Origin of the sequence: Streptococcus parasanguinis (genome assembly GCF_023109675.1) — a bacterium.
GTDB classification, from domain to species: Bacteria; Bacillota; Bacilli; order Lactobacillales; family Streptococcaceae; genus Streptococcus; species Streptococcus parasanguinis_I.
The window spans coordinates 1-19736 of record NZ_JALDUR010000022.1 but is presented as its reverse complement, the minus strand read 5'-3'; the positions used below and the strand labels follow the sequence as shown (position 1 = coordinate 19736).

Sequence of the window (19736 nt, the reverse complement as noted above, 5' to 3'; positions counted from 1 at the left end):
ACCTTAGTTATAGCGCCCTGCACATTGGTTCGTCTTGTTCAGTTTTCAAAGGTCTTTGTCGCTCTCGCGCGACAACTATATTAGTATATCATGACCTCTCCTTACTGTCAACACTTTTTTCCAAAAAATTTTATTTTTTGGAAAGTTTTTTATTTATATAAAAAATCAGGAGCACAAATGCTCCTGATTCTTCTATAATTTATTTGATGTTTTCAATCTCTTTTTTTGATCTCTATTCTTTTACTTCCAATAGACCGATGTCTCCATCTTCTCTACGGTAGATCACATTTGTTGTGTTATCCTCTGCATCACGATAAATGAAGAAATCGTGTGCTAATAGATCCATTTGAAGGATCGCTTCATCTAAATCCATTGGTTCTAGATCAATTGTTTTTGAGCGAACAACTTTTTCTGTGGTTGCTACTTCTTCTACAACTGCATCGGTAAACAATTTACCTGCACCAGATTTAACACGATTTTTCTTTTCGATTTTTGTTTTATTCTTACGAATTTGACGTTCAATTTTATCTACAACTAGATCAATTGAACCGTACATATCTTGAGAGACATCTTCTGCACGAAGTGTGATAGATCCAAGCGGAATGGTTACTTCTACTTTTGCGGTCTTTTCACGGTAAACTTTTAAGTTTACTCGAGCGTCTAGCTCTTGATCTGCCTGAAAATATTTTTCAATCTTTTCGAGTTTAGAAACGACATAGTCGCGAATGGCTTCTGTTACTTCTAGGTTTTCACCACGGATACTATATTTAATCATATTAGTACCTACTTTCTAAACATTATGTTTTTATTTATATGTATATTATAACGCTTTCATAAAGTTTTTGCAAATCTTTTTTTACCTTGCGATTGAAAATGTCTTTATTTCTTTCACACCTTTTTCAATTAGTAGGTGCTTCATTAATTCGATTGTTTTGCCCGTTGTGTAGATATCATCGATGATTAGATATTTCTGCTTTTCTGAAATTTCTCCTTTTAATTGAAAGTGCTGAGAGGTTTTTAATCTTTCTTCTCTTGTTTTTTTTGATTGGGCTAAAGTGTCTTCTTTTTGGAATAGACTGTTGTACTTTATCTCTGCAAAATCTAGTATAGTCGATACTTGATTGAATCCTCTCTTCTGATTTTTTTCATGGCTGATTGGAGTTGGTATTATCGTATAGCTTTTATACTTTTTCAAGGCTTTTTTGATGTCACATCCAAATACCATTCCTAATAAACGATCTCCTTCAAATTTATATCTCCTGAAATAGTCCTTCATTGCTGCATTATATTTATATAATGCTTCATGTTCGACTATATTCCCCTTTTGTATCCAGTATTCGCAATCTTTACATACTTTCTCCTCTTTATCTTTATAACATCTAGGACAATGGATTTCGCCAATTTGTTCGAAGTCTTCTTTGCATTCTTTACAAATCCATTCTTCTTGTTGATTCATAAAAATAAGGTCTGTGAAATGTTCACCAGTTTTCAACTCTTTAGTACAAAGCAAGCATTCTTTCAAAATCCAGCCTCCTGATTCATTTCCTTTATTTCTTTGATCGCTTTCTTCATTTCTCGTGTTATTCCATCTGATAGAAAAAGTAGTTTACCTGTTGGTCTTTCTTTACTTCGACCGACTCTTCCTGAAATTTGTACGAGAGCACTTTTAGTAAATAATTTGTGATTACTTTCTAAAACAAAGACATCTACAAACGGAAAAGTCACTCCTCTTTCTAAAATTGTTGTAGAGACTAGCATGGTTATGGCTCTGTTTCTAAACTCTTCTACCATTCGTAGACGGTCTGTTGTCTGTGAGGATACAAAACCTACTGTTTCTTTGGGAAAGTATTTTTTTAAGTTCTCAGTGAATTGTTGTCCTAATTCTATTTCAGATACAAAGATTAACAATGGGTAGTGAGTCTGTCTTTGTTTCTTAATCAGTTGCAATAGTTCGTAAGGGATTCTTCCTTTTTCTATTTTTTCTCTAATTTTCGGCACCCATTTTATTTCAGGGACCACTAGCGGGTTCCCATGAAATCTTCTTGGAAGACTATAACGAATGATTTCTTTTTTCTTGACCTTTTTATCTAACTCATCTGTAGAGGTTGCTGTTAAATATAGGGTATTCCCCTCTTTTTTTATTGCATTCTGAGCTGCTTTATATAAGATTGGATTGTCTACATAGGGAAAAGCATCTACTTCATCTATAATAAGGAGATCAAAGGCCTGATAAAACTTTAGCAATTGGTGGGTTGTAGCGATCACCAAGGGTGTTCTAAAATAGGGTTCCGATTCTCCATGAAGCAAAGAGATGGGGCAGGAAAAATCTTCCTTCATTCTTCCGTACAATTCTATACAGACATCGATTCTTGGGGTAGCAATACAGACTGCTTTTCCTGCCTTGATCGCTGTTGCTACAACCTGATACATCATTTCAGTTTTTCCAGCTCCTGTCACAGCATGTACCAAGGCATGTTTTCCTGCCTTAACTGCTTGGATAAGTCCTTCAGATACCTCTTGTTGATAGGAAGTCAAGGTTCCCTTCCAGTTTAACACCTCCTGTCCTTCAAAGTCTTTCTGTGCAATAGCATAAAGTTTTTGATCACTCCGGATCCTTCCAAATTGGATACAGGCTCTACAATACAGCACCTCCTCACTCAACTTCCACAGTTTTTGATCAATCAAACTGCCACATCGAAAACATTGGTACCTTCCATTCTGTTTTTCCATAGCTGGAAGTTCTTGGGCAATTTCTTTCAGATCATTTGTCATTTGACTCTCCGTTAAGAGTCTTCCATAAGAATCTTCTATCTTCATACTTATTAATTCGCAAAAGTTGGAGAAAATCATTCTTTTTTTGTAAAATAAGAATATGGAATATGTTACATTTAAAGAGAACGGCACTGTTCAAGAAGAAATCAAAAAATCAAAATTCATTTGTCATGTCAAGCGAGTCTCCTCTGAAGAGGAAGCTAGAGATTTTATCAATGCCATCAAAAAGGAACACTATAAGGCTACACATAACTGCTCTGCTTTCATCGTTGGGGAACAAAGTGACATCAAACGGACCAGTGACGATGGAGAGCCTAGTGGAACCGCTGGGGTACCGATGTTAGGAGTTTTGGAGAATCATCGCATCACTAATAGTTGTGTCGTGGTTACCCGCTATTTTGGAGGTATTAAATTAGGTGCTGGCGGTCTGATTCGTGCTTATGCTGGAAGTGTTGCACAAGCAGTTCGAGAGATTGGACTGGTAGAAATCAAAGAGCAAGTGGTACTTGGGATCACACTTTCTTATTCCCAATACCAAGAATTTGCTAATTTCTTAAAAGACCATCAATTGGCGGAACAAGATCCAATGTTTACAGATCAGGTGATGACAACTATTTTTGTGGATAAAGAAAACACAAACTCTATCACAGCAGCTTTAGTCGAATTTTACAATGGTAAAGTCATTATTGAGGATCAAGGAATTCGTGAGGTTGAAGTACCCCTACTTTCTGTAGAAAAATAATTAAAATACTATCGGCAACGATAGTTTTTTTTTATCACACCCATAAAATTTCTATATTTTACATTCTTCTCGCAAGAGACTATACTTGTTAGTATCAAGAAAACCTAGAACTGAGGTATATTATGGCTATTTATGAAAATATTACAGAATTGATTGGGAACACTCCGATTGTCAAATTGAATCGTCTTGTTCCTGAAGGAGCTGCAGATGTCTATGTCAAACTCGAAGCTTTCAACCCTGGGTCATCTGTTAAAGACCGGATTGCTTTGAGCATGATTGAAAAAGCTGAAGCGGATGGCTTGATCAAACCAGGTGATACCATTGTCGAAGCAACTAGTGGAAACACAGGGATTGGCTTGTCATGGGTTGGCGCAGCTAAAGGCTACAAAGTTGTGATTGTCATGCCTGAAACCATGAGTGTGGAACGTCGTAAAATCATCCAAGCCTATGGAGCTGAACTCGTTTTGACTCCTGGAAGTGAAGGAATGAAAGGTGCCATCGCTAAAGCTGAAGCAATCGCTGCAGAAAGAAATGGCTTCCTTCCTCTTCAATTTGAAAACCCTGCTAACCCAGAGGTACATGAAAGAACAACAGGACAAGAAATCGTTGATGCCTTTGGAAAAGATGGTTTAGATGCTTTTGTCGCAGGTGTTGGTACTGGTGGTACTGTTTCTGGTATTTCTCATACTTTGAAAAAGAATAATCCTGCTGTCAAAGTCTATGCCGTTGAGGCCAATGAATCCGCAGTCCTTTCTGGCGAAAAACCTGGACCACATAAAATCCAAGGGATTTCAGCTGGTTTTATCCCAAATACTTTAGACACTAATGCATATGATGGTGTTCGTCGCGTATCTTCAGAAGAAGCTTTCGAACTTGCACGCGCTATCGGTGGAGCTGAAGGATTCTTAGTCGGTATCTCAAGCGCAGCTGCTATCTATGCTGCTATTGAAGTCGCAAAAGAATTGGGTAGCGGTAAAAAAGTTCTTGCTCTTGCACCAGATAATGGAGAACGTTACCTTTCTACTACCCTTTACGAATTTGAATAATTCTCTATATCAAAAAAACTTCGATAGGTTTCATCAACCTATCGAAGTTTTTATTTCTTTTCTTGTTTGCTAAAGAATACCTTTCCTTCTTTAACCCAGGTCGGCATCTGTTGAGCTAAGGGCGCAAAACCACTCTTGTAGCGGTCATTTGAAAAACGATGGTGTCGAATGCTTCGTTGTGGTGTTTCTTCTAGTGTTCTCAGAGAGAGGCTAGCTTTCTTAGAATATTCATCAACATCGATGACTTGGACAAAGACCTTCTCCCCAATCGACAGAATATCCTGAATATTACTTACATAACCACTTCTAATCTCTGAGATATGAATCAAGCCCGTCACACCCGACTCTAGTTCGACAAAGGCGCCGTAAGGTTGAATTCCTGTGATGGTTCCTTCTAACTTATCTCCAATTCTCATATTAGTCCTCAATTTCGATGGTTTCAATCACGACATCTTCTACTGGCTTATCCATCATCCCTGTCTCAACAGCCGCGATATCATCCAACACAGCAAAAGAAGCTTCATCCATCAATTGACCAAATACTGTATGACGTTGATCTAGGTGAGGAGTTCCCCCTTCTGTCGTATAGATTTCTGCTATTTTTTCAGGCCAGCCACCGCGGACCAATTCCTTTTTCGAATATGGAAGATGTTGATTTTGTACAATAAAGAATTGGCTGCCATTTGTGTTTGGTCCAGCATTTGCCATCGAAAGGGCTCCGCGAATATTGTACAATTCTTTTGAAAACTCGTCTTCGAAGCTCTCCCCATAGATGGATTCACCACCCATACCTGTGCCTGTTGGATCTCCCCCTTGGATCATAAAATCTTTAATAATTCGATGGAAAATGACACCATCATAATAGCCAGACTTAGCAAGAGCTACAAAGTTTGCAACTGTTTTTGGCGCTTGATCCGGGAACAATTGAATGTTCATCTCACCGTGATTGGTTTTGATCACAGCGACAGGACCGTCAACCGTAGCAAGTTCTAACTGTGGTAATGTCAATTCTTTTTCAACCATATTTAACTCCTCTAAGGCATAGAATATGCCATCTTCTTCTAAATTCTTAGTGATATAATCAGCTTTTTCTTGTAACTCTGGGGCAGATTTTCCCATTGCGATACTAATTCCAGCGTAATCAAACAGTTCTAGATCATTTAATCCATCCCCAAATACTAAAACATTCTCTGGCTTCAAGCCCAAATGATTTACAAGATGAGAAACTCCTGAAGCTTTTGAAGCTTCAAAGCGAACAACATCTGACGAATGGGGATGCCACGAAACTAGGCGCAAGTTCTCTTGCAAAGAAGGGGGCAACTTTAGCTCACTATCCTGTTCATCAAAGGTCCACATTTGGAAAATAGGTTCTTTCAAATGCAGGTCTGGATCTACTGGTAAGTTTGGATAAATGATGTCAATAGCATCACTGATCAAGGGTGTCCGATTAGACAGGGAAGCTTGATGACTAGCTACTAACCCATAATCAATCTCGGATTCTTTGGCCCAATCCACAAAAGAAGAAACGATTGCTTCATTGATTGGTGATTGGTAGATCACAGTTCCTTTTGTATCTTCTATATAGGCACCGTTTAAGGTTACTAGAAAATCAGGCTTTAAGTCCATGATTTCAGGAACAACCCCAAAAATCCCTCTACCCGTTGCAATCCCTGTTCGGATTCCTTTTTCTTTCAATTGATGAAAGACTTCTTTGACAGATTCTGGGATCAATCCAGTTTCTTTTGCACGTAATGTATCATCAATATCAAAAAAGACGATTTTAACTTTTTTGGCTTTATAACGTAATTTTGCTTCCACTTGTCTCCCCCTTATGATCATGCTCTATTATAGCATGTTTCCCTTTAAAAATCTTCTTGATTCACCAGATGGTGTCGGAAGGCATAGACGACTGCTTGCGTCCGATCACTGACTTCTAATTTGGATAAGATGTTGGAGACATGGGTCTTCACTGTTTTTAAAGAAATGAAGAGTTCATCTGCTATTCGTTGATTTTCATATCCTTTCGTCAATAAAGCCAGAATATCTCGTTCTCTAGCTGTCAAATCATCATGCAATTCAGCATGGTTCTTTCGTGACTTAACTTTTTGACTAACTTCTGTCTCAATTGCAAATTCTCCCTTTGCAACCTTTCTGACAGCCTGTAAGATCTCAGTTGCTGACGAGGTCTTTAAAATATACCCTTTTGCACCTGCATCTAAGACAGGGTAAATCTTTTCGTTATCTAAATAAGACGTCAAAATGACAATTTTAGCTTCCGGCCACTCTTTTAGGATGGCTAGAGTCGCATCGATTCCATTTAGCTCTGGCATCACAATATCCATGATGATGACGTCTGGTCTTTCTTTCAGCGCCAACTCCACCCCTTCTTGCCCATTTTTCGCCTCTAAGACTTGCTCAATATCGGATTGCATGGACAAAAAGCTTTTCAATCCCAATCGGACCATTTCATGATCATCTACTAATAATACTTTCATACAGTTTCCTTTTCATTTTTATTTTTTACAAGGAGGGGAACACGAATATCTACAGCCACTCCCTTTTGAGGACTCGTTCTTATTTTAATGGTCCCCGCCATGTCTTCTACACGTTCTTGAATATTTTTCAACCCATAACTCAATCGTTCCAATTTTTCCTGCTCAAAGCCGATTCCATCATCTACCATCCGTAAATGAAGTTGTTTTCCTTCCTGATGCAAAAAGACATCCATTTGTTGAGCTCTAGCGTGTTTCAAGGTATTGCTGACAATTTCTTGGACGATTCGAAATAGATGTTCTTCCATATCTTTTGGAATGCTCACGTCATTATGATGGAAGACAACTGTTAGGTTACTCTTTTCCTTCAATTCTCTAAAAATCATCTCCATACCTTCTACCAAACTTTTTCCTTCCAATTCTGTAGGACGAAGATGTAAGAGCAAGACGCGTAAATCATTTTGGGCTGTCCCTAGAATATCTGACACACCATTTAGTTGCTGCTGGATCTGACTTTTCTCTAACTCAAGGGCCTGTGCTGCCACTCCAGATAAAATCATATTGGCTGCAAACAACTCTTGACTAACCGTGTCATGTAGATCACGCGCAATTCTCTTACGCTCGATTTCCACAATTTCTTCCTCATTTCGCATCACACGATTTTCACTTTTTTGTAAATTTTCTTCTAGTCGAAGCAATTTGCTGTCCAATAAATCTAACTGTTGATTCAATTCTTTGGGGGCAATTTCTTTTCGCTGTGAAGCAGTCAGGATCGCTTCTACCTTTTGTTGTACTGCATGAACCGTTACAAATTGCGTGATTTTAATAATTAAGATAACCAAAGCCGTCAATGCAAGCGTCAGACTAAAAATCAAAAATAGGAATGATTGAAGCAAGGAAAGATCTGAGAGAAGTTTGCCCCACTGAAAACCAACAAAATGGAAAATGGTATGACAAATGACCGCAACCACCATTAGGGAATAGAAATACAATAGGAGATAGTCTAATTTCTTCATGCGCGAATCACCTCAACATTCCCAACAATACCAACTAACACAATTTTTACAGAACGGTGCGATCTCCGATAATGTGCCGTTTCAATATCTATGGTTTCATTCCTCATTTTACGGACAGGAAGATCCAAAAACTTCAGATCTCCATACAAGGTGTTAATTTGTAAATGCAATTCCAAATCAATCGGTAAGATAATTTTTGTATTTCCAAACCCTTTCCGAATGATCACTACATTGTCCCAATTGCAAATGGCTACCTCCTCTAAATGGAGGGTGTCATTCCCAAAAACTCGGATCACATTCAGATCTCGATACCCTCGACTTTGCTTTGAAAAATGTTGTAAATCACCAATCCATCGAGTTTTTTCCTGACGAATTTTCGTATCCTCTTCAACATCAAACACAACTGCTTCATTTTCCTTATACATATAAGGGTAAGCAATCAATAAACCATAAACCACCGCAAATAAAATGGCTGCAATCACAAAAGGATTCAGCATCACGATAAAAAACAAGAGCACACTCAGCGCGATTAATAGAAAATTCGCTTTTTGTTTGCCAAAATAGTAGTACATAAGAAGCAAAAAGAGAACCATTAAGACAACAAATCTGGAAAAATCGATTGATAAAATGGTGATCGCTGCTAATGTTAACAAAACAGCCTCAACGAAAATAAAAATTTGTATTTTCCACATAGTCTACCTCATCTTTTCCTATTTTATCAAATTTTTCCTCATTTTACTTCCGTCTATGGTTGGATAAACGCATACAATCAAAAAGACTCAGAAATCCATCTGAGTCTTAGACTGATTTATGAATCTCCACCAGTTGCACTACTGCTAGAACTTTCTGTATCTGATCGTTCAGCAGAAGATGAACTAGATGTATCTGAACTTGATGAGGCTTTCGTACTTGAAGAAGCTGTCACTTTAGGCTCATATACCGTTAAAACAATTCGTGTTCGGTTAATATCCACCGTACTCGAAACTTCTGGAGTTTGACTGACAATTTGACCTGCAGAAACAACTACCCCATCAGGGAGATGTTCTGTTTTTCTTAATTCGATATTGGCTTCTTTAATACCATAGATCTCAATCAAATTACTTCTAGCAAAATCATAAGTTGATCCAACATAGTTTGGCATTTCAATTGAAGTCGTTTCTTTCGCTACTTTCAAAACAATCTTTGTTTTTGAATTCAGAGAATATTGCTCTCCTGGAGCTGGAGTTTGTTCAAGAACTGTCCCTGCAGCATAATCGAAGGTCTCAACTTCTTCAATCGTGATCATTTTGCTTGATACTTTATAAGTATTTTTCAGATCTTCTTCTGCTTTTGCCCGTGTTTCACCCACGTAATTTGGCATTTCAAAGCTGTTTGGTCCTTTGGAAATAATCAAATCAATTCGACTTTGTTCTTTCTTTTGGGCTCCTGCATTTGGATTGGTTCGAATGACGTAGCCTTCTGCAACCGAATCACTGTACTCTTCTTTCTCTTCACCGACTTGAAGGTCTTGTCCCTCAATAACCGCTCTAGCTTCGGCAATGGTTTTGCCGGAAACATCTGGAACTGTTTTATTGGCTGGGCTCATATACAACAAAAAAGTAAAGGCTGCAAGAACTAGGGCAATGGCAACAAACAAGACCTTGTAGCGTGCCCGCAAGCGTCTTCTTGGCTTTTTACTTGGTGCCATTGCCTGCTGGTCAGATAATGGTCGATTAGGATCTACTGAACTGATTTCACTGCGTACCTCAGAGATTGGAACAGGAGCCGTCTTTGGAGTTGGACTCACTTTTGGAAGAGTCTTTGTATCAGCTTTCGATTGATCTTCAAAAACCAATTTTTTCTCATTTCTTCTCTCGTAGGACAAGCAACTTGAAAGGTCCACATACATCTCTGCCACTGATTTATAGCGATGCGTCAGTTTTTTAGCTGTCGCTTTGATCACCACATTTTCTAAAGCTTGTGGAACATTCTTATTTTCTTCACGAATAGATGGGAGTGGCTTTTGAAAATGCTGCAAAGCAATTGTGACTGCACTATCTCCATCATAAGGAATGTGTCCTGTCAACATCTCATAGAAAATGATCCCCATCGCGTAGATGTCACTTTGCACTGTAGCTTTTGAACCACGCGCCTGCTCAGGGGACAAATAATGAACCGACCCCAACATCGAGTTGGTCTGGGTCAAACTAGTCTCTGCGAAGGCCACTGCAATCCCAAAGTCTGAAACTTTTGCTGTTCCATCTGGTGTCAAGAGGACATTCTGTGGTTTTAAATCTCTATGGATAATGCCACGTGTATGGGCAAGACGCATAGCTAGAAGGATCTGCCCCATCAAACGAACAGCTTCTTCATTTGATAAAGGAGCATTTTCTTTGATATAGCGTTTCAAGTCTAAACCTGCAACATATTCCATTGCAAGGTATTGTTGTCCTTCTTCTTCGCCAATGTCTGTAATCCGAACGATATTTGGATGGTCCAGCTCTGCCATCGCCTTTGCTTCACGCTGAAAACGTGCAACTGCAATGGGATCCGTCTGGTAATTCGTACGCAGTACCTTGACTGCAACTTCTTCCCCATCTAAAATCAAATCACGCGCAAGATAAACATCTGCCATCCCGCCGCGTCCAATTTGTTGGATGATTTTATATCGCCCGGCAAAAATTTTGCCGATTTGAATCATGCTGCGTCCTCCTCAGTAAAGTGGAGCAGTACAACAGTGATATTATCCAAGCCTCCAGCATTGTTGGCAAAACGAATCAAGGTTTGAGCTTTTTCTTCCAGTGAAACATCACTCAAGACAATATCTCTGATTTCATCCGGGCCAATCATATTAGTTAAACCGTCACTATTGATCAAAATATAATCATCTGCTTCAACCGTCACCAAACCATAATCCGGCTCCAACTCATCTTTTTGGCCAATGGACTGAGTGATGATGTTACGTTGAGGATGATGGGCTGCTTCTTCCTCTGTGATTTGACCTGCTCGCAAAAGAGCATTTACAAGAGAATGATCACTGGTCAACTGCTGGTATTCGCCCTGACGAATGAGGCCAATCCGCGAATCTCCAACATGGGCATAAATCACTTGTTCTTCTACAAAAGCCAAAGCTTCCAGTGTCGTTCCCATTCCTTTGTGCTCATCATCTTGCCCAGCTAAATGGATCCGACGGTTCACAGCTTCTAAATGTTCTGCAAACCATTCCCGTACTTGATTAACCGTCTCGATCTCAGAAGAAACCCAAGCCGCACCTAGGTCTGTGACTGCCATTTCACTAGCAATATTTCCGGCACGGTGTCCTCCCATACCATCAGCAAGTAAAACCATAGATTTTCCTGCCTTGTTTTTATATTGATTTGCATAGTCTTGGTTATTTGTCCGTCTTTGACCTACATCGGTTAAGATCGTCATATCCATACTGTCAGTTTCCTCCTGATATTATGAGATTCTCTTAAAACGACTGATAAAGAAGCCGTCACTTCCATATAATTCGGGTGTAATAAGGATACAATCATTTTTAAGAATATCTTTTCTTTCGTGATCCAATGGGACTTGTTCGAAATTTGGATGGTTTTTCAAAAATTGGTCCACCACTTCAAAATTCTCTTTGCCCATAATTGTACACGTACTGTACACTATTATACCACCTTTACGCACACTTTGACAAACACTATCCAGAATGGCCAATTGAATAGCTTGTAAAGATACAAAATCTGCACTCTCTTTATTGTACTTGATATCAGGCTTTCTCCGTATCAAACCAATCCCTGAACAAGGCGCATCCACCAAAATTTTATCGAAAGCATCAGGTCCAAATGTTTCAAAGACTTTTGTCGCATCTAACTTCTTTGTCAAAATTTTGTCCGCAACATGGAGCCGATTAGCATTTTCTTGAATCAATTTGAGCTTATGGTCATAGAGATCCAAGGCTGTGACTTTTCCAGTTGTAAGATAAGAAGCCAGGTGAGTCGTCTTTCCACCTGGCGCCGCACAGGCATCTAAAACCCACTCATCTCCTTGCAAATCCAAAGCTGGTGCCACCAACTGACTGGACTCATCTTGAATAGTAATGCGCCCTTCTTTAAACAAGGAGTGTCCTGCAAAATGTCCCTGCTCTTTCACGAGAGCGGACGAAGCAAGTAGAGAGGAGGTTGCTTCGAGCAGCTGAGCCAACTCTTCTTTTTCGTCCAGATCAATCACACGAATACTGGATTTATTACGCTGATAGAGACTCTTAAAAATAGCGCAAGCGCGTTCTTCACCGTATTCTTCGATCAATGCTTTGACCAACCATACAGGTAGGGAATACTCTACCGAATAACGTTTGTTCTTTCGCTTGATCGTATCAACAGCTGGTAGCCCCTCGCGGAGGAGCTTTCTAAGAATAGCATTGACAAACTTCTCACTGCCTTCTTTACGACGTTTTGCTATCTGGACAGCTTCATTGACGATGGCATGATCGGGAATTCGGTCTAAATAGACAAGTTGATACAAACTCATCATCAAAAGATAATAGAGCCAAGGATCTAATTTCGTCCGGTCTTCAATTACGTGGGCGAGATACCACTCGAGTGTTATCTTTCGTGCTACAGTACCGTATACAACTTCCGTAACAAAGCTTCTATCTTTATCTGAAAGTTGAGAGTGTTCTAGCGCTTGATTTAGTGCAATATTAGAATAAGCTCCCTGTTCAAAAACCTCTTCTAACACTCGAACGATCTGTTCACGCGCATTCATTTGTTTAACTTCCAAAGTGATCTCCTACTTTCAATTGACGGCCAGCGCCATTCAAAAAGTCTGTGATGGACATTTTTGGTTTTCCTGCCGGCTGCACAACTTTGAGGGACAATGCGCCTTCTCCTGCAGCGACCACCAACTCTTTTTTGGTCAAAGCAATCATTTCTCCTGGATTTCCATTTCCTTCGCATAGCTCTGCTTCATAAACTTTAAAGCGTTGCCCATTTAATAACGTATGAGCGACCGGCCAAGGATTCATCCCTCGGATCTGATTAAAGACTTGGCGATTGGTTTTGGTCCAGTTCAAAACCTCTTCTTCCGGTAAAATATTCGGTGAAAATGTGACCAAACTTGGATCTTGTGGACTTGGCTTGATCTCCCCTGCCAGGTAAGCTGGCAAAGTATCTAGGAGTAAGTCACGTCCAAGGACAGCCAATTTTTCAAACAAAGTTCCCACATTGTCCTCATCTAAAATTGGGAGAGAACGAGCTGCAATCATGTCTCCGGCATCCATTTCCTTGACCATTTCCATAATTGTAACTCCAGCTTCTTCATCACCATTGATCAGGGCATAGTGAATGGGAGCTCCACCTCTATATTTAGGCAATAAAGACGCGTGGACATTCACCGCAAATTGGAAGTTCTCCAACAATTTTGTCGGTAAAAATTGTCCAAAAGCAGCGGTCACAATTCCATCTGCATCTAGGGATAAGAGAGTTTCCATTTCCGGACTACCCGATAATTTCTCCGGCTGAAAAACCGGTAGTTGATGTTCCAAAGCTACCTGCTTCACTGGGGTCATTCGAATCTCTTTTTTGCGACCTACTTTGCGGTCTGGTTGCGTCACAACTGCCAAAATTTCATAGCGCGAATCTGCTAACAATCCCTTTAAAACCGTCGCTGAAAAATCAGGCGTTCCCATAAAAATTAATTTTGTCATTTCTTTCTTCCTTACATAAAACTTTGAGGTTCATTATCAATACTGACACGGAGATCTTGGTTGCCTCTTTCTTGAGTAAATTCTAAGATTTGATTCAAGACCTGTGTCATCCCTTCTTCAAAACGATATTTCACAATGATTTGATAATGATACAAATTATGTGTGCGTGCAATTGGTTTAGGTGTTGGTCCTAAGATTTGGACCTGATCAGATAAGCCAGATCGGAGAATTTCCATGACCTGATGTGACTTCTCCATCACCATTTCCTCACTCTTATGAGATAGGGTTAGTCCAACTGTGAAGTAATAAGGCGTATAGCCTAACTGCCGGCGAATCTGCATTTCATAGGCAAAAAAACCTTCATAATCTTGGTCTTTGGCAAATCGAATCGCATAATGATTGGGGTTGTAGCTTTGAATGATAACCTCTCCTTCTTTCTCTGCTCGTCCGGCCCTTCCTGCCACCTGAGTCAAGAGTTGAAAGGTTCTCTCAGAGGATCGATAATCCGGTAAATTTAAAGAAGTATCCGCATTCAAGACACCCACTAACGTCACATTTGGAAAATCCAAGCCCTTCGCAATCATTTGCGTCCCTAACAAAATATCCGCTTCTCCATTCCCGAAAGCATCTAATATCGCTGCGTGGCTCCCTTTTTTTCGAGTGGTATCCACATCCATGCGCAGAATTTTAGCTTCAGGAAAGATCTCTTGTAATTCATCATAGGCTTTTTGCGTTCCTGTCCCGTAATAACGAATAGAAGGACTTTGGCAATTTGGACAGTGTCGAGGAATCGCTTTACTATAGCCACAATAATGACAGTTCATGGTTTTAGTATCCATATGGAGGGTCAGTGAGATGTCACAATTGGGACAAGTATCTACAGTTCCACACTCGCGACACATGACAAAACTGGAATAACCACGGCGGTTCAACATCAAGACAACCTGCTCTTTTTTCTGCAAGCGATCAGCAATAGCTTCCACTAGAACCGGAGTGAAGTTACCAGCTTCATTTTGGCCAATATAATCACGAAAATCAACGACTTTAACTTCTGGAATTTTGGCTGCCGGATTGGCCCGCTGGGTTAGACGAATTAATTCATAAACCCCTTTTGTTGCACGAGCCCGTGATTCTAAACTTGGTGTAGCAGATCCAAGAAGCAAGACTGCTTGATTGTACTGAGCCCTTAGGACTGCGACATCCCTTGCGTGGTAGCGTGGATTACTATCTTGTTTGTAGGAAGCCTCGTGCTCCTCATCAATAATGATCGCTCCGATGTTTTTTAAAGGAGCAAAGATGGCTGAGCGTGCTCCAACGACTACCTTGGCCTCCCCACGTTCAACTTTTCGCCATTGATCATACTTCTCACCATTTGATAAGCCCGAGTGTAGAATGGCTACTTCCTGACCAAAACGGGAAATAAAACGATCCGTCATCTGTGGCGTCAGGGAAATCTCAGGAACCAACATAATAGCCGTTTTCCCCTTATTTAGAACTTCCTGAATAATCTGCAGATAAACTTCTGTTTTCCCACTTCCAGTCACACCTTCTAATAAGAAGGGCTTTGATTCTTTCCCAAGTTTAGAAACAACTGTTTTTACAGCCTTTGATTGTTCTGGATTTAAGACTAAAGCTCGGGTTTGTTTTTTTCCTTCATAGTAAGATGCTGCCCGATTCACTTCTCGTTCGGTAATTTCTAATATATCCTGATCAATAAAATAGGCCACTACTTCTCGTGAAAAATCCTGATACAATCCTGCTAAAGGTTGCTCCTCTTGCTCTAGCAACAGGCGTTCTTTCAATACTAGTCTTTTTTTAGCTCTCGCAGTCGGTTGCAGTTCTTTTAATCGTTCCTGGTTAACGCGATACCATTTTTCTGTTTTAATTTGTTTCTTATCCTTGGCCTTGTATTCAAGTACCAAATCACCTTTTCTGACCAACCGCATCACTTGGGCTTGATCGGCCACATCTAGAGAAGAAAAAGAAACTTCATTTTTTTCACAAAAAAGTTTCTCTTTGAGAGTTGGATCCAAAGATGGTTGAGGATACAAAATCTTGTCATAACTGGAATTAAGAAGTGAGGGAAGCATGGCTTTTAAAATTGTTATTTTGTAGGAAAAGACACTTTTTCGCAATTGATCTGCCAACCAGAACTGCTCTTGATTTAAGACTGGAGTGTAGTCTAATACCTCTCCAATCGCCTTCAATTCCTCGCTTGTATCTGCCTCTTCTACAACGTCTACCACAATCCCTTGAATGAGGCGATTCCCTTTACCAAAGGGAACATGAACTCGCATTCCCGCCTCAACCATATCTTCAAATTCTGATGGAATCTGATAGGAATAGGGTTTATCCGTCTGCATCAATGGAACATCTACGATGACTTTTGCTATCACTTTTTCACCTCCAGCCTCTATCATATGAGCTTTACTTTATCACGGAACCCTTTAAATAGCAAAAAATAAGATTGAGAAGTCCCCAACCTTAAATTTTTTCACCATCTTCTTTTTCTTTGGCAATTTGTTCCTTAATTTTGCGCTCTTCTTCTTCTTTGCGGATTCGCTCTGCTTCAATCCGACGACGAAGCGCTTCACGTTTTGCTTCTGGATCCGGGTGAACAACTACGTTTCCTGACTCGATTTCTTCAAGCGCTTGTAATGTTGATTTGACCGATTGGAATTCTTGAGTTGGCACTGCACCACTTTCCAATTCGTGGGCCCGTTTTGCCTCAAGTATGACCAATGAGTATTTTGAGGGTACTTTGTCAAGCAATGTATCAATAGAAGGTTTTAACATCATATTCCTATACCTAATTTCTAATTATTTATCTCTTCACAATAGTTTGTGTTTTTGGTAACATATCCAGATAATGCCCAATGACACGGTCTACACGGAAATGTTCTGCTTCGATCACACGTTTGACACGTTCAGCAGCAAGAGGAACTTCATCGTTCACAATTGCGTAGTCATATTCACGCATCATGGCGATTTCTTCTTTTGCTTTTTCAATCCGTTGCGCAATAACTTCTGCACTATCTGTTCCGCGTCCCACTAATCGATCTTGTAATTCATCCAAATCAGGCGGGGTTAAGAAGATAAAAACTGCATCTGGCACTTTTTTCTTTACTTGGAGCGCACCTTGAACTTCAATTTCAAGGAATACATCGATTCCTTTGTCCAAGGTTTCATTCACATAAGTTAAAGGAGTCCCATAGTAATTTCCAACGTACTCAGCATACTCTAACATTTGCCCTTGACGGATCAAATCTTCAAATTCTTCACGTGTACGGAAAAAATAATCGACACCATCCACTTCACCTGGACGTTGTGCACGCGTCGTCATCGATACAGAATACTGAAACTGATTGTCCGAGTTTTCAAAAATTTCTCGTCTGACCGTTCCTTTTCCAACCCCTGAAGGGCCAGAAAATACAATTAATAAGCCACGATCCGCCATGATTTCTCCTTCAATGTCTTTCTATCTAGTGTAACAAAAATCGGCCTAATTTTCAACTGATTTTTTTCATTCAAAAAGCTTGAGATGCTAGATCTCAAGCTTTTCGTTTATTTTGCGTAATCTACTGCACGCAATTCTCGAATAACGGTAACCTTAATGTTTCCAGGATATTCAAGATTTGACTCTATCTTCTCACGAATATCATGAGCTAAGATCGTCACTTTATCATCCTTGATTGCCTCAGGGCTCACCATAATACGGATTTCACGTCCTGCTTGAAGGGCGAAACTTGTCTTAACTCCTTCAAAGCTGTTTGCAATTTCTTCAAGATCTTGCAAACGCTTGATGTAACTTTCAAGTGACTCACTTCGTGCTCCAGGTCGAGCCGCACTCAAGGCATCAGCTGCAGCGACAATGACTGCGATAACACTTTCAGGTTCCACATCTCCATGGTGACTGGCAATAGTATTGACAACCACTGGGTGTTCTTTATACTTACGTGCCAATTCTGTCCCAATCTCAACGTGACTTCCTTCCACTTCACGGTCAATCGCTTTACCGATATCATGCAAGAACCCTGCACGTCGTGCCAAAGTAGCATTTTCACCCAACTCACTGGCAATAATACCAGAAAGTTTGGCAACTTCAATGGAGTGACGCAAAACGTTTTGACCATAAGATGTACGGAATTGCAACCGTCCCATGATTTTCATCAAATCTGGATGGAGGTTTGGCGCACCGATTTCATAGGCAGCTGCCTCACCGTATTCACGAATACGATTGTCAATTTCCTGACGGTTCTTCTCAACCAGCTCTTCGATGCGGGCTGGATGGATGCGACCATCTTTGAGAAGGCTCTCCATTGTCATACGGGCAATTTCACGACGAATCGGATCAAACCCTGACAAGGTCACCACCTCTGGCGTATCATCGATAATCACATCGACACCTGTCAAGCTCTCAAAGGTACGAATATTGCGCCCTTCACGACCGATAATACGGCCCTTCATGCTATCATCTGGCAAATGAACGGTTGAGTTTGTTTGCTCTGCAACAAAATCACCTGCCATCCGTTGCATGGCTTGGACAAGAATGTCTTTAGCCATCTTATCAGAACGTTCCTTCACTTCCAACTCAGCATCACGAATTCGCGATGCAATTTCTTTTGAAAGATGCTCTTCCGTCTGATTCAAAATAATGTCACGCGCTTCTCCTTGACTTAGAGCAGCGACACGTTCCAGTTCTTCTACTTTCTTGTGTTCAAGCTCTTCCAGCTGTTGTTCACGCGCATCAATGTGTTTAGTTCTATCTGTAAGACTTTGCTCTTTGTGTTCAAGAGACTGTTCTTTGCTTGTTAAAATGTCGTCTTTACGATCAAGATTGCTAGCACGTTCTGCCAAACGGCTTTCTAATTGCTTCAATTCTTGTCGTTCTGACTTAAACTCAGCATCGACCTCTTCACGATATTTTCTGGCTTCTTCCTTTGCCTCCAAAAGTGCTTCTTTTTTAAGTGAACTTGACTCATGCTTCGCCTCTTTTAAAATCAAATCGGCTTCGCGTTCAGCCTGTCCACGTAAATTCGTTGCTTCTTGTTCAGCATTCAAAAGGGTGAGTTCCGCAGCTTCTTTTGAAGCTTTCATTTTAAGAGCAGTTCCCACATATCCAATGACTAAACCAATGACCGCGGCAAAAACACCTGTAATTACAAAATTCATGCTTTTACCCCAAATCTATTTAATTAGTTGAATTAAAAATTCTTTTACATTTTACCATAAATTACTAAAATTAACAATCTAAAAAAACAGGAAAAACCTTTTATATTTTTGCTTAACCCTTGTTCTTTTATCCACGTTTCTTTCATGGAACATCTGTGAGGAATTCATTTATTTCCACTTTGTTGAATCTGCTTTTTTATGCTATAATCAAGAAAAACAAAGAAGGATTTGAGTATGACAAAAGAAGTAATTGTTGAAAGTTTTGAATTGGACCACACAGCTGTAAAGGCTCCCTATGTACGCTTGATTGGTGAGGAAACTGGACCCAAAGGAGATATCATCTCTAACTTTGATATTCGCCTGGTGCAACCCAATGAAAATGCGATTCCAACGGCAGGGCTCCACACCATCGAGCACCTTCTTGCAATGCTTATTCGCAAACGCATCGATGGAATGATTGATTGTTCCCCATTTGGATGTCGCACCGGTTTTCATATGATCATGTGGGGACAGCATTCAAGTACGGAAATTGCTAAAGTGATTAAAGATTCTCTAGAAGAAATTGCTTCTATCAGCACTTGGGAGGATGTCCCAGGCACAACCATTGAGTCTTGCGGAAATTACAAGGATCACAGCCTCTTCTCAGCCAAAGAATGGTGTCGCTTGATTCTAGATCAAGGAATCTCAGATGATCCATTTGAACGTCATCTTGTTTAATACGAAAAAGAGGCTGGGACAAAATTCCTAGCCTCTCAATTATTTTTGGATTGTCGAGCAAGACGCAGTGGTTGAGTGGGCTCTACTACGCTGATTTCATCA

19 protein-coding genes are annotated in these 19736 nt (G+C 40.1%); 3 read left to right on the top strand and 16 right to left on the bottom strand.

Features of this window, described 5'->3' with window-relative positions:
- Positions 1-232: 232 nt before the first annotated feature.
- The 3 genes from hpf to M1G14_RS10525 form a co-directional block, all read right to left on the bottom strand.
- Entirely contained in the window at positions 233-775 is a 543-nt protein-coding gene (hpf, locus tag M1G14_RS10535; RefSeq protein WP_049483460.1) for a ribosome hibernation-promoting factor, HPF/YfiA family, read from the bottom strand.
- Positions 776-856: 81 nt separating this feature from the next.
- Positions 857-1522 carry a ComF family protein gene (locus M1G14_RS10530; RefSeq protein ID WP_070448982.1) on the bottom strand — a complete coding sequence of 222 codons (666 nt, stop codon included), beginning with the start codon at positions 1520-1522 and terminating at the stop codon, positions 857-859.
- On the bottom strand, positions 1519-2817 hold the full coding sequence (locus tag M1G14_RS10525) for an ATP-dependent helicase ComFA (protein WP_070464848.1): 1299 nt from the start codon (positions 2815-2817) through the stop codon (positions 1519-1521). The genes M1G14_RS10530 and M1G14_RS10525 overlap by 4 nt, the downstream gene beginning before the upstream one ends.
- Before the next feature lie 55 nt (positions 2818-2872).
- On the opposite strand from M1G14_RS10525, the gene M1G14_RS10520 reads away from it, so the two are divergent.
- Positions 2873-3514 (top strand): YigZ family protein, encoded by a 642-nt coding sequence (locus M1G14_RS10520; RefSeq protein WP_070464851.1) that lies wholly within the window; start codon positions 2873-2875, stop codon positions 3512-3514.
- A gap of 122 nt (positions 3515-3636) precedes the next feature.
- Positions 3637-4560, top strand: a complete 924-nt coding sequence (gene cysK, locus M1G14_RS10515) for a cysteine synthase A (protein WP_003004014.1) — start codon at positions 3637-3639, stop codon at positions 4558-4560.
- 50 nt (positions 4561-4610) lie between these two features.
- On the opposite strand, the gene M1G14_RS10510 is transcribed toward cysK, so the two are convergent.
- The 13 genes from M1G14_RS10510 to M1G14_RS10450 all read right to left on the bottom strand — a co-directional run bounded on the left by M1G14_RS10510 (position 4611) and on the right by M1G14_RS10450 (position 18917).
- Positions 4611-4976, bottom strand: coding sequence for a S1 RNA-binding domain-containing protein (locus tag M1G14_RS10510; RefSeq protein WP_070464853.1), 366 nt, complete (start codon positions 4974-4976; stop codon positions 4611-4613).
- 1 nt (position 4977) lies between these two features.
- The gene (locus tag M1G14_RS10505; protein WP_247926584.1) at positions 4978-6378 is read right to left on the bottom strand and encodes a bifunctional Cof-type HAD-IIB family hydrolase/peptidylprolyl isomerase; all 1401 of its coding nucleotides are present in this window, start codon (positions 6376-6378) and stop codon (positions 4978-4980) included.
- 44 nt (positions 6379-6422) lie between these two features.
- The gene (locus M1G14_RS10500; protein WP_049486059.1) at positions 6423-7055 is read right to left on the bottom strand and encodes a response regulator transcription factor; all 633 of its coding nucleotides are present in this window, start codon (positions 7053-7055) and stop codon (positions 6423-6425) included.
- The gene (locus M1G14_RS10495) at positions 7052-8068 is read right to left on the bottom strand and encodes an envelope stress sensor histidine kinase LiaS (protein ID WP_070464859.1); all 1017 of its coding nucleotides are present in this window, start codon (positions 8066-8068) and stop codon (positions 7052-7054) included. The genes M1G14_RS10500 and M1G14_RS10495 overlap by 4 nt, the downstream gene beginning before the upstream one ends.
- The gene (gene liaF, locus M1G14_RS10490; protein WP_247926583.1) at positions 8065-8760 is read right to left on the bottom strand and encodes a cell wall-active antibiotics response protein LiaF; all 696 of its coding nucleotides are present in this window, start codon (positions 8758-8760) and stop codon (positions 8065-8067) included. Before liaF ends, M1G14_RS10495 begins: the two co-directional genes overlap by 4 nt.
- Before the next feature lie 116 nt (positions 8761-8876).
- Positions 8877-10748 (bottom strand): Stk1 family PASTA domain-containing Ser/Thr kinase, encoded by a 1872-nt coding sequence (gene pknB, locus M1G14_RS10485; RefSeq protein ID WP_247926582.1) that lies wholly within the window; start codon positions 10746-10748, stop codon positions 8877-8879.
- A complete protein-coding gene (locus M1G14_RS10480) occupies positions 10745-11485 on the bottom strand; it encodes a Stp1/IreP family PP2C-type Ser/Thr phosphatase (RefSeq protein WP_247926581.1) in 741 nt (246 codons plus the stop codon). Before M1G14_RS10480 ends, pknB begins: the two co-directional genes overlap by 4 nt.
- 21 nt (positions 11486-11506) lie before the next feature.
- Entirely contained in the window at positions 11507-12820 is a 1314-nt protein-coding gene (rsmB, locus tag M1G14_RS10475; RefSeq protein WP_070845530.1) for a 16S rRNA (cytosine(967)-C(5))-methyltransferase RsmB, read from the bottom strand.
- Positions 12810-13745: a methionyl-tRNA formyltransferase gene (gene fmt, locus M1G14_RS10470; RefSeq protein WP_070845532.1), complete on the bottom strand. Its 936-nt coding sequence runs from the start codon at positions 13743-13745 to the stop codon at positions 12810-12812. The genes rsmB and fmt overlap by 11 nt, the downstream gene beginning before the upstream one ends.
- Before the next feature lie 11 nt (positions 13746-13756).
- Complete coding sequence (locus tag M1G14_RS10465; RefSeq protein WP_070845534.1) at positions 13757-16165, bottom strand: primosomal protein N'; 2409 nt, start codon at positions 16163-16165, stop codon at positions 13757-13759.
- A gap of 64 nt (positions 16166-16229) precedes the next feature.
- Positions 16230-16544, bottom strand: coding sequence for a DNA-directed RNA polymerase subunit omega (rpoZ, locus tag M1G14_RS10460; protein WP_003010339.1), 315 nt, complete (start codon positions 16542-16544; stop codon positions 16230-16232).
- Positions 16545-16569: 25 nt separating this feature from the next.
- A complete protein-coding gene (gene gmk, locus M1G14_RS10455) occupies positions 16570-17202 on the bottom strand; it encodes a guanylate kinase (RefSeq protein ID WP_003003905.1) in 633 nt (210 codons plus the stop codon).
- A 107-nt stretch (positions 17203-17309) separates the two neighbouring features.
- Positions 17310-18917: a ribonuclease Y gene (locus tag M1G14_RS10450; RefSeq protein ID WP_247926580.1), complete on the bottom strand. Its 1608-nt coding sequence runs from the start codon at positions 18915-18917 to the stop codon at positions 17310-17312.
- A 234-nt stretch (positions 18918-19151) separates the two neighbouring features.
- Between M1G14_RS10450 and M1G14_RS10445 the strand changes: the two genes are divergently transcribed.
- Entirely contained in the window at positions 19152-19634 is a 483-nt protein-coding gene (locus M1G14_RS10445) for an S-ribosylhomocysteine lyase (protein WP_009732333.1), read from the top strand.
- The last annotated feature ends 102 nt before the right edge of the window (positions 19635-19736 follow it).

Coding starts and splice junctions, on each gene's coding strand:
- hpf (WP_049483460.1), bottom strand. CDS start 775: ATGATTAAATATAGTATCCGTGGTGAAAACCTAGAAGTAACAGAAGCC.
- M1G14_RS10525 (WP_070464848.1), bottom strand. CDS start 2,817: ATGAAGATAGAAGATTCTTATGGAAGACTCTTAACGGAGAGTCAAATG.
- M1G14_RS10520 (WP_070464851.1), top strand. CDS start 2,873: ATGGAATATGTTACATTTAAAGAGAACGGCACTGTTCAAGAAGAAATC.
- cysK (WP_003004014.1), top strand. CDS start 3,637: ATGGCTATTTATGAAAATATTACAGAATTGATTGGGAACACTCCGATT.
- M1G14_RS10510 (WP_070464853.1), bottom strand. CDS start 4,976: ATGAGAATTGGAGATAAGTTAGAAGGAACCATCACAGGAATTCAACCT.
- M1G14_RS10500 (WP_049486059.1), bottom strand. CDS start 7,055: ATGAAAGTATTATTAGTAGATGATCATGAAATGGTCCGATTGGGATTG.
- M1G14_RS10495 (WP_070464859.1), bottom strand. CDS start 8,068: ATGAAGAAATTAGACTATCTCCTATTGTATTTCTATTCCCTAATGGTG.
- liaF (WP_247926583.1), bottom strand. CDS start 8,760: ATGTGGAAAATACAAATTTTTATTTTCGTTGAGGCTGTTTTGTTAACA.
- pknB (WP_247926582.1), bottom strand. CDS start 10,748: ATGATTCAAATCGGCAAAATTTTTGCCGGGCGATATAAAATCATCCAA.
- M1G14_RS10480 (WP_247926581.1), bottom strand. CDS start 11,485: ATGGATATGACGATCTTAACCGATGTAGGTCAAAGACGGACAAATAAC.
- fmt (WP_070845532.1), bottom strand. CDS start 13,745: ATGACAAAATTAATTTTTATGGGAACGCCTGATTTTTCAGCGACGGTT.
- M1G14_RS10465 (WP_070845534.1), bottom strand. CDS start 16,165: ATGATAGAGGCTGGAGGTGAAAAAGTGATAGCAAAAGTCATCGTAGAT.
- rpoZ (WP_003010339.1), bottom strand. CDS start 16,544: ATGATGTTAAAACCTTCTATTGATACATTGCTTGACAAAGTACCCTCA.
- gmk (WP_003003905.1), bottom strand. CDS start 17,202: ATGGCGGATCGTGGCTTATTAATTGTATTTTCTGGCCCTTCAGGGGTT.
- M1G14_RS10450 (WP_247926580.1), bottom strand. CDS start 18,917: ATGAATTTTGTAATTACAGGTGTTTTTGCCGCGGTCATTGGTTTAGTC.
- M1G14_RS10445 (WP_009732333.1), top strand. CDS start 19,152: ATGACAAAAGAAGTAATTGTTGAAAGTTTTGAATTGGACCACACAGCT.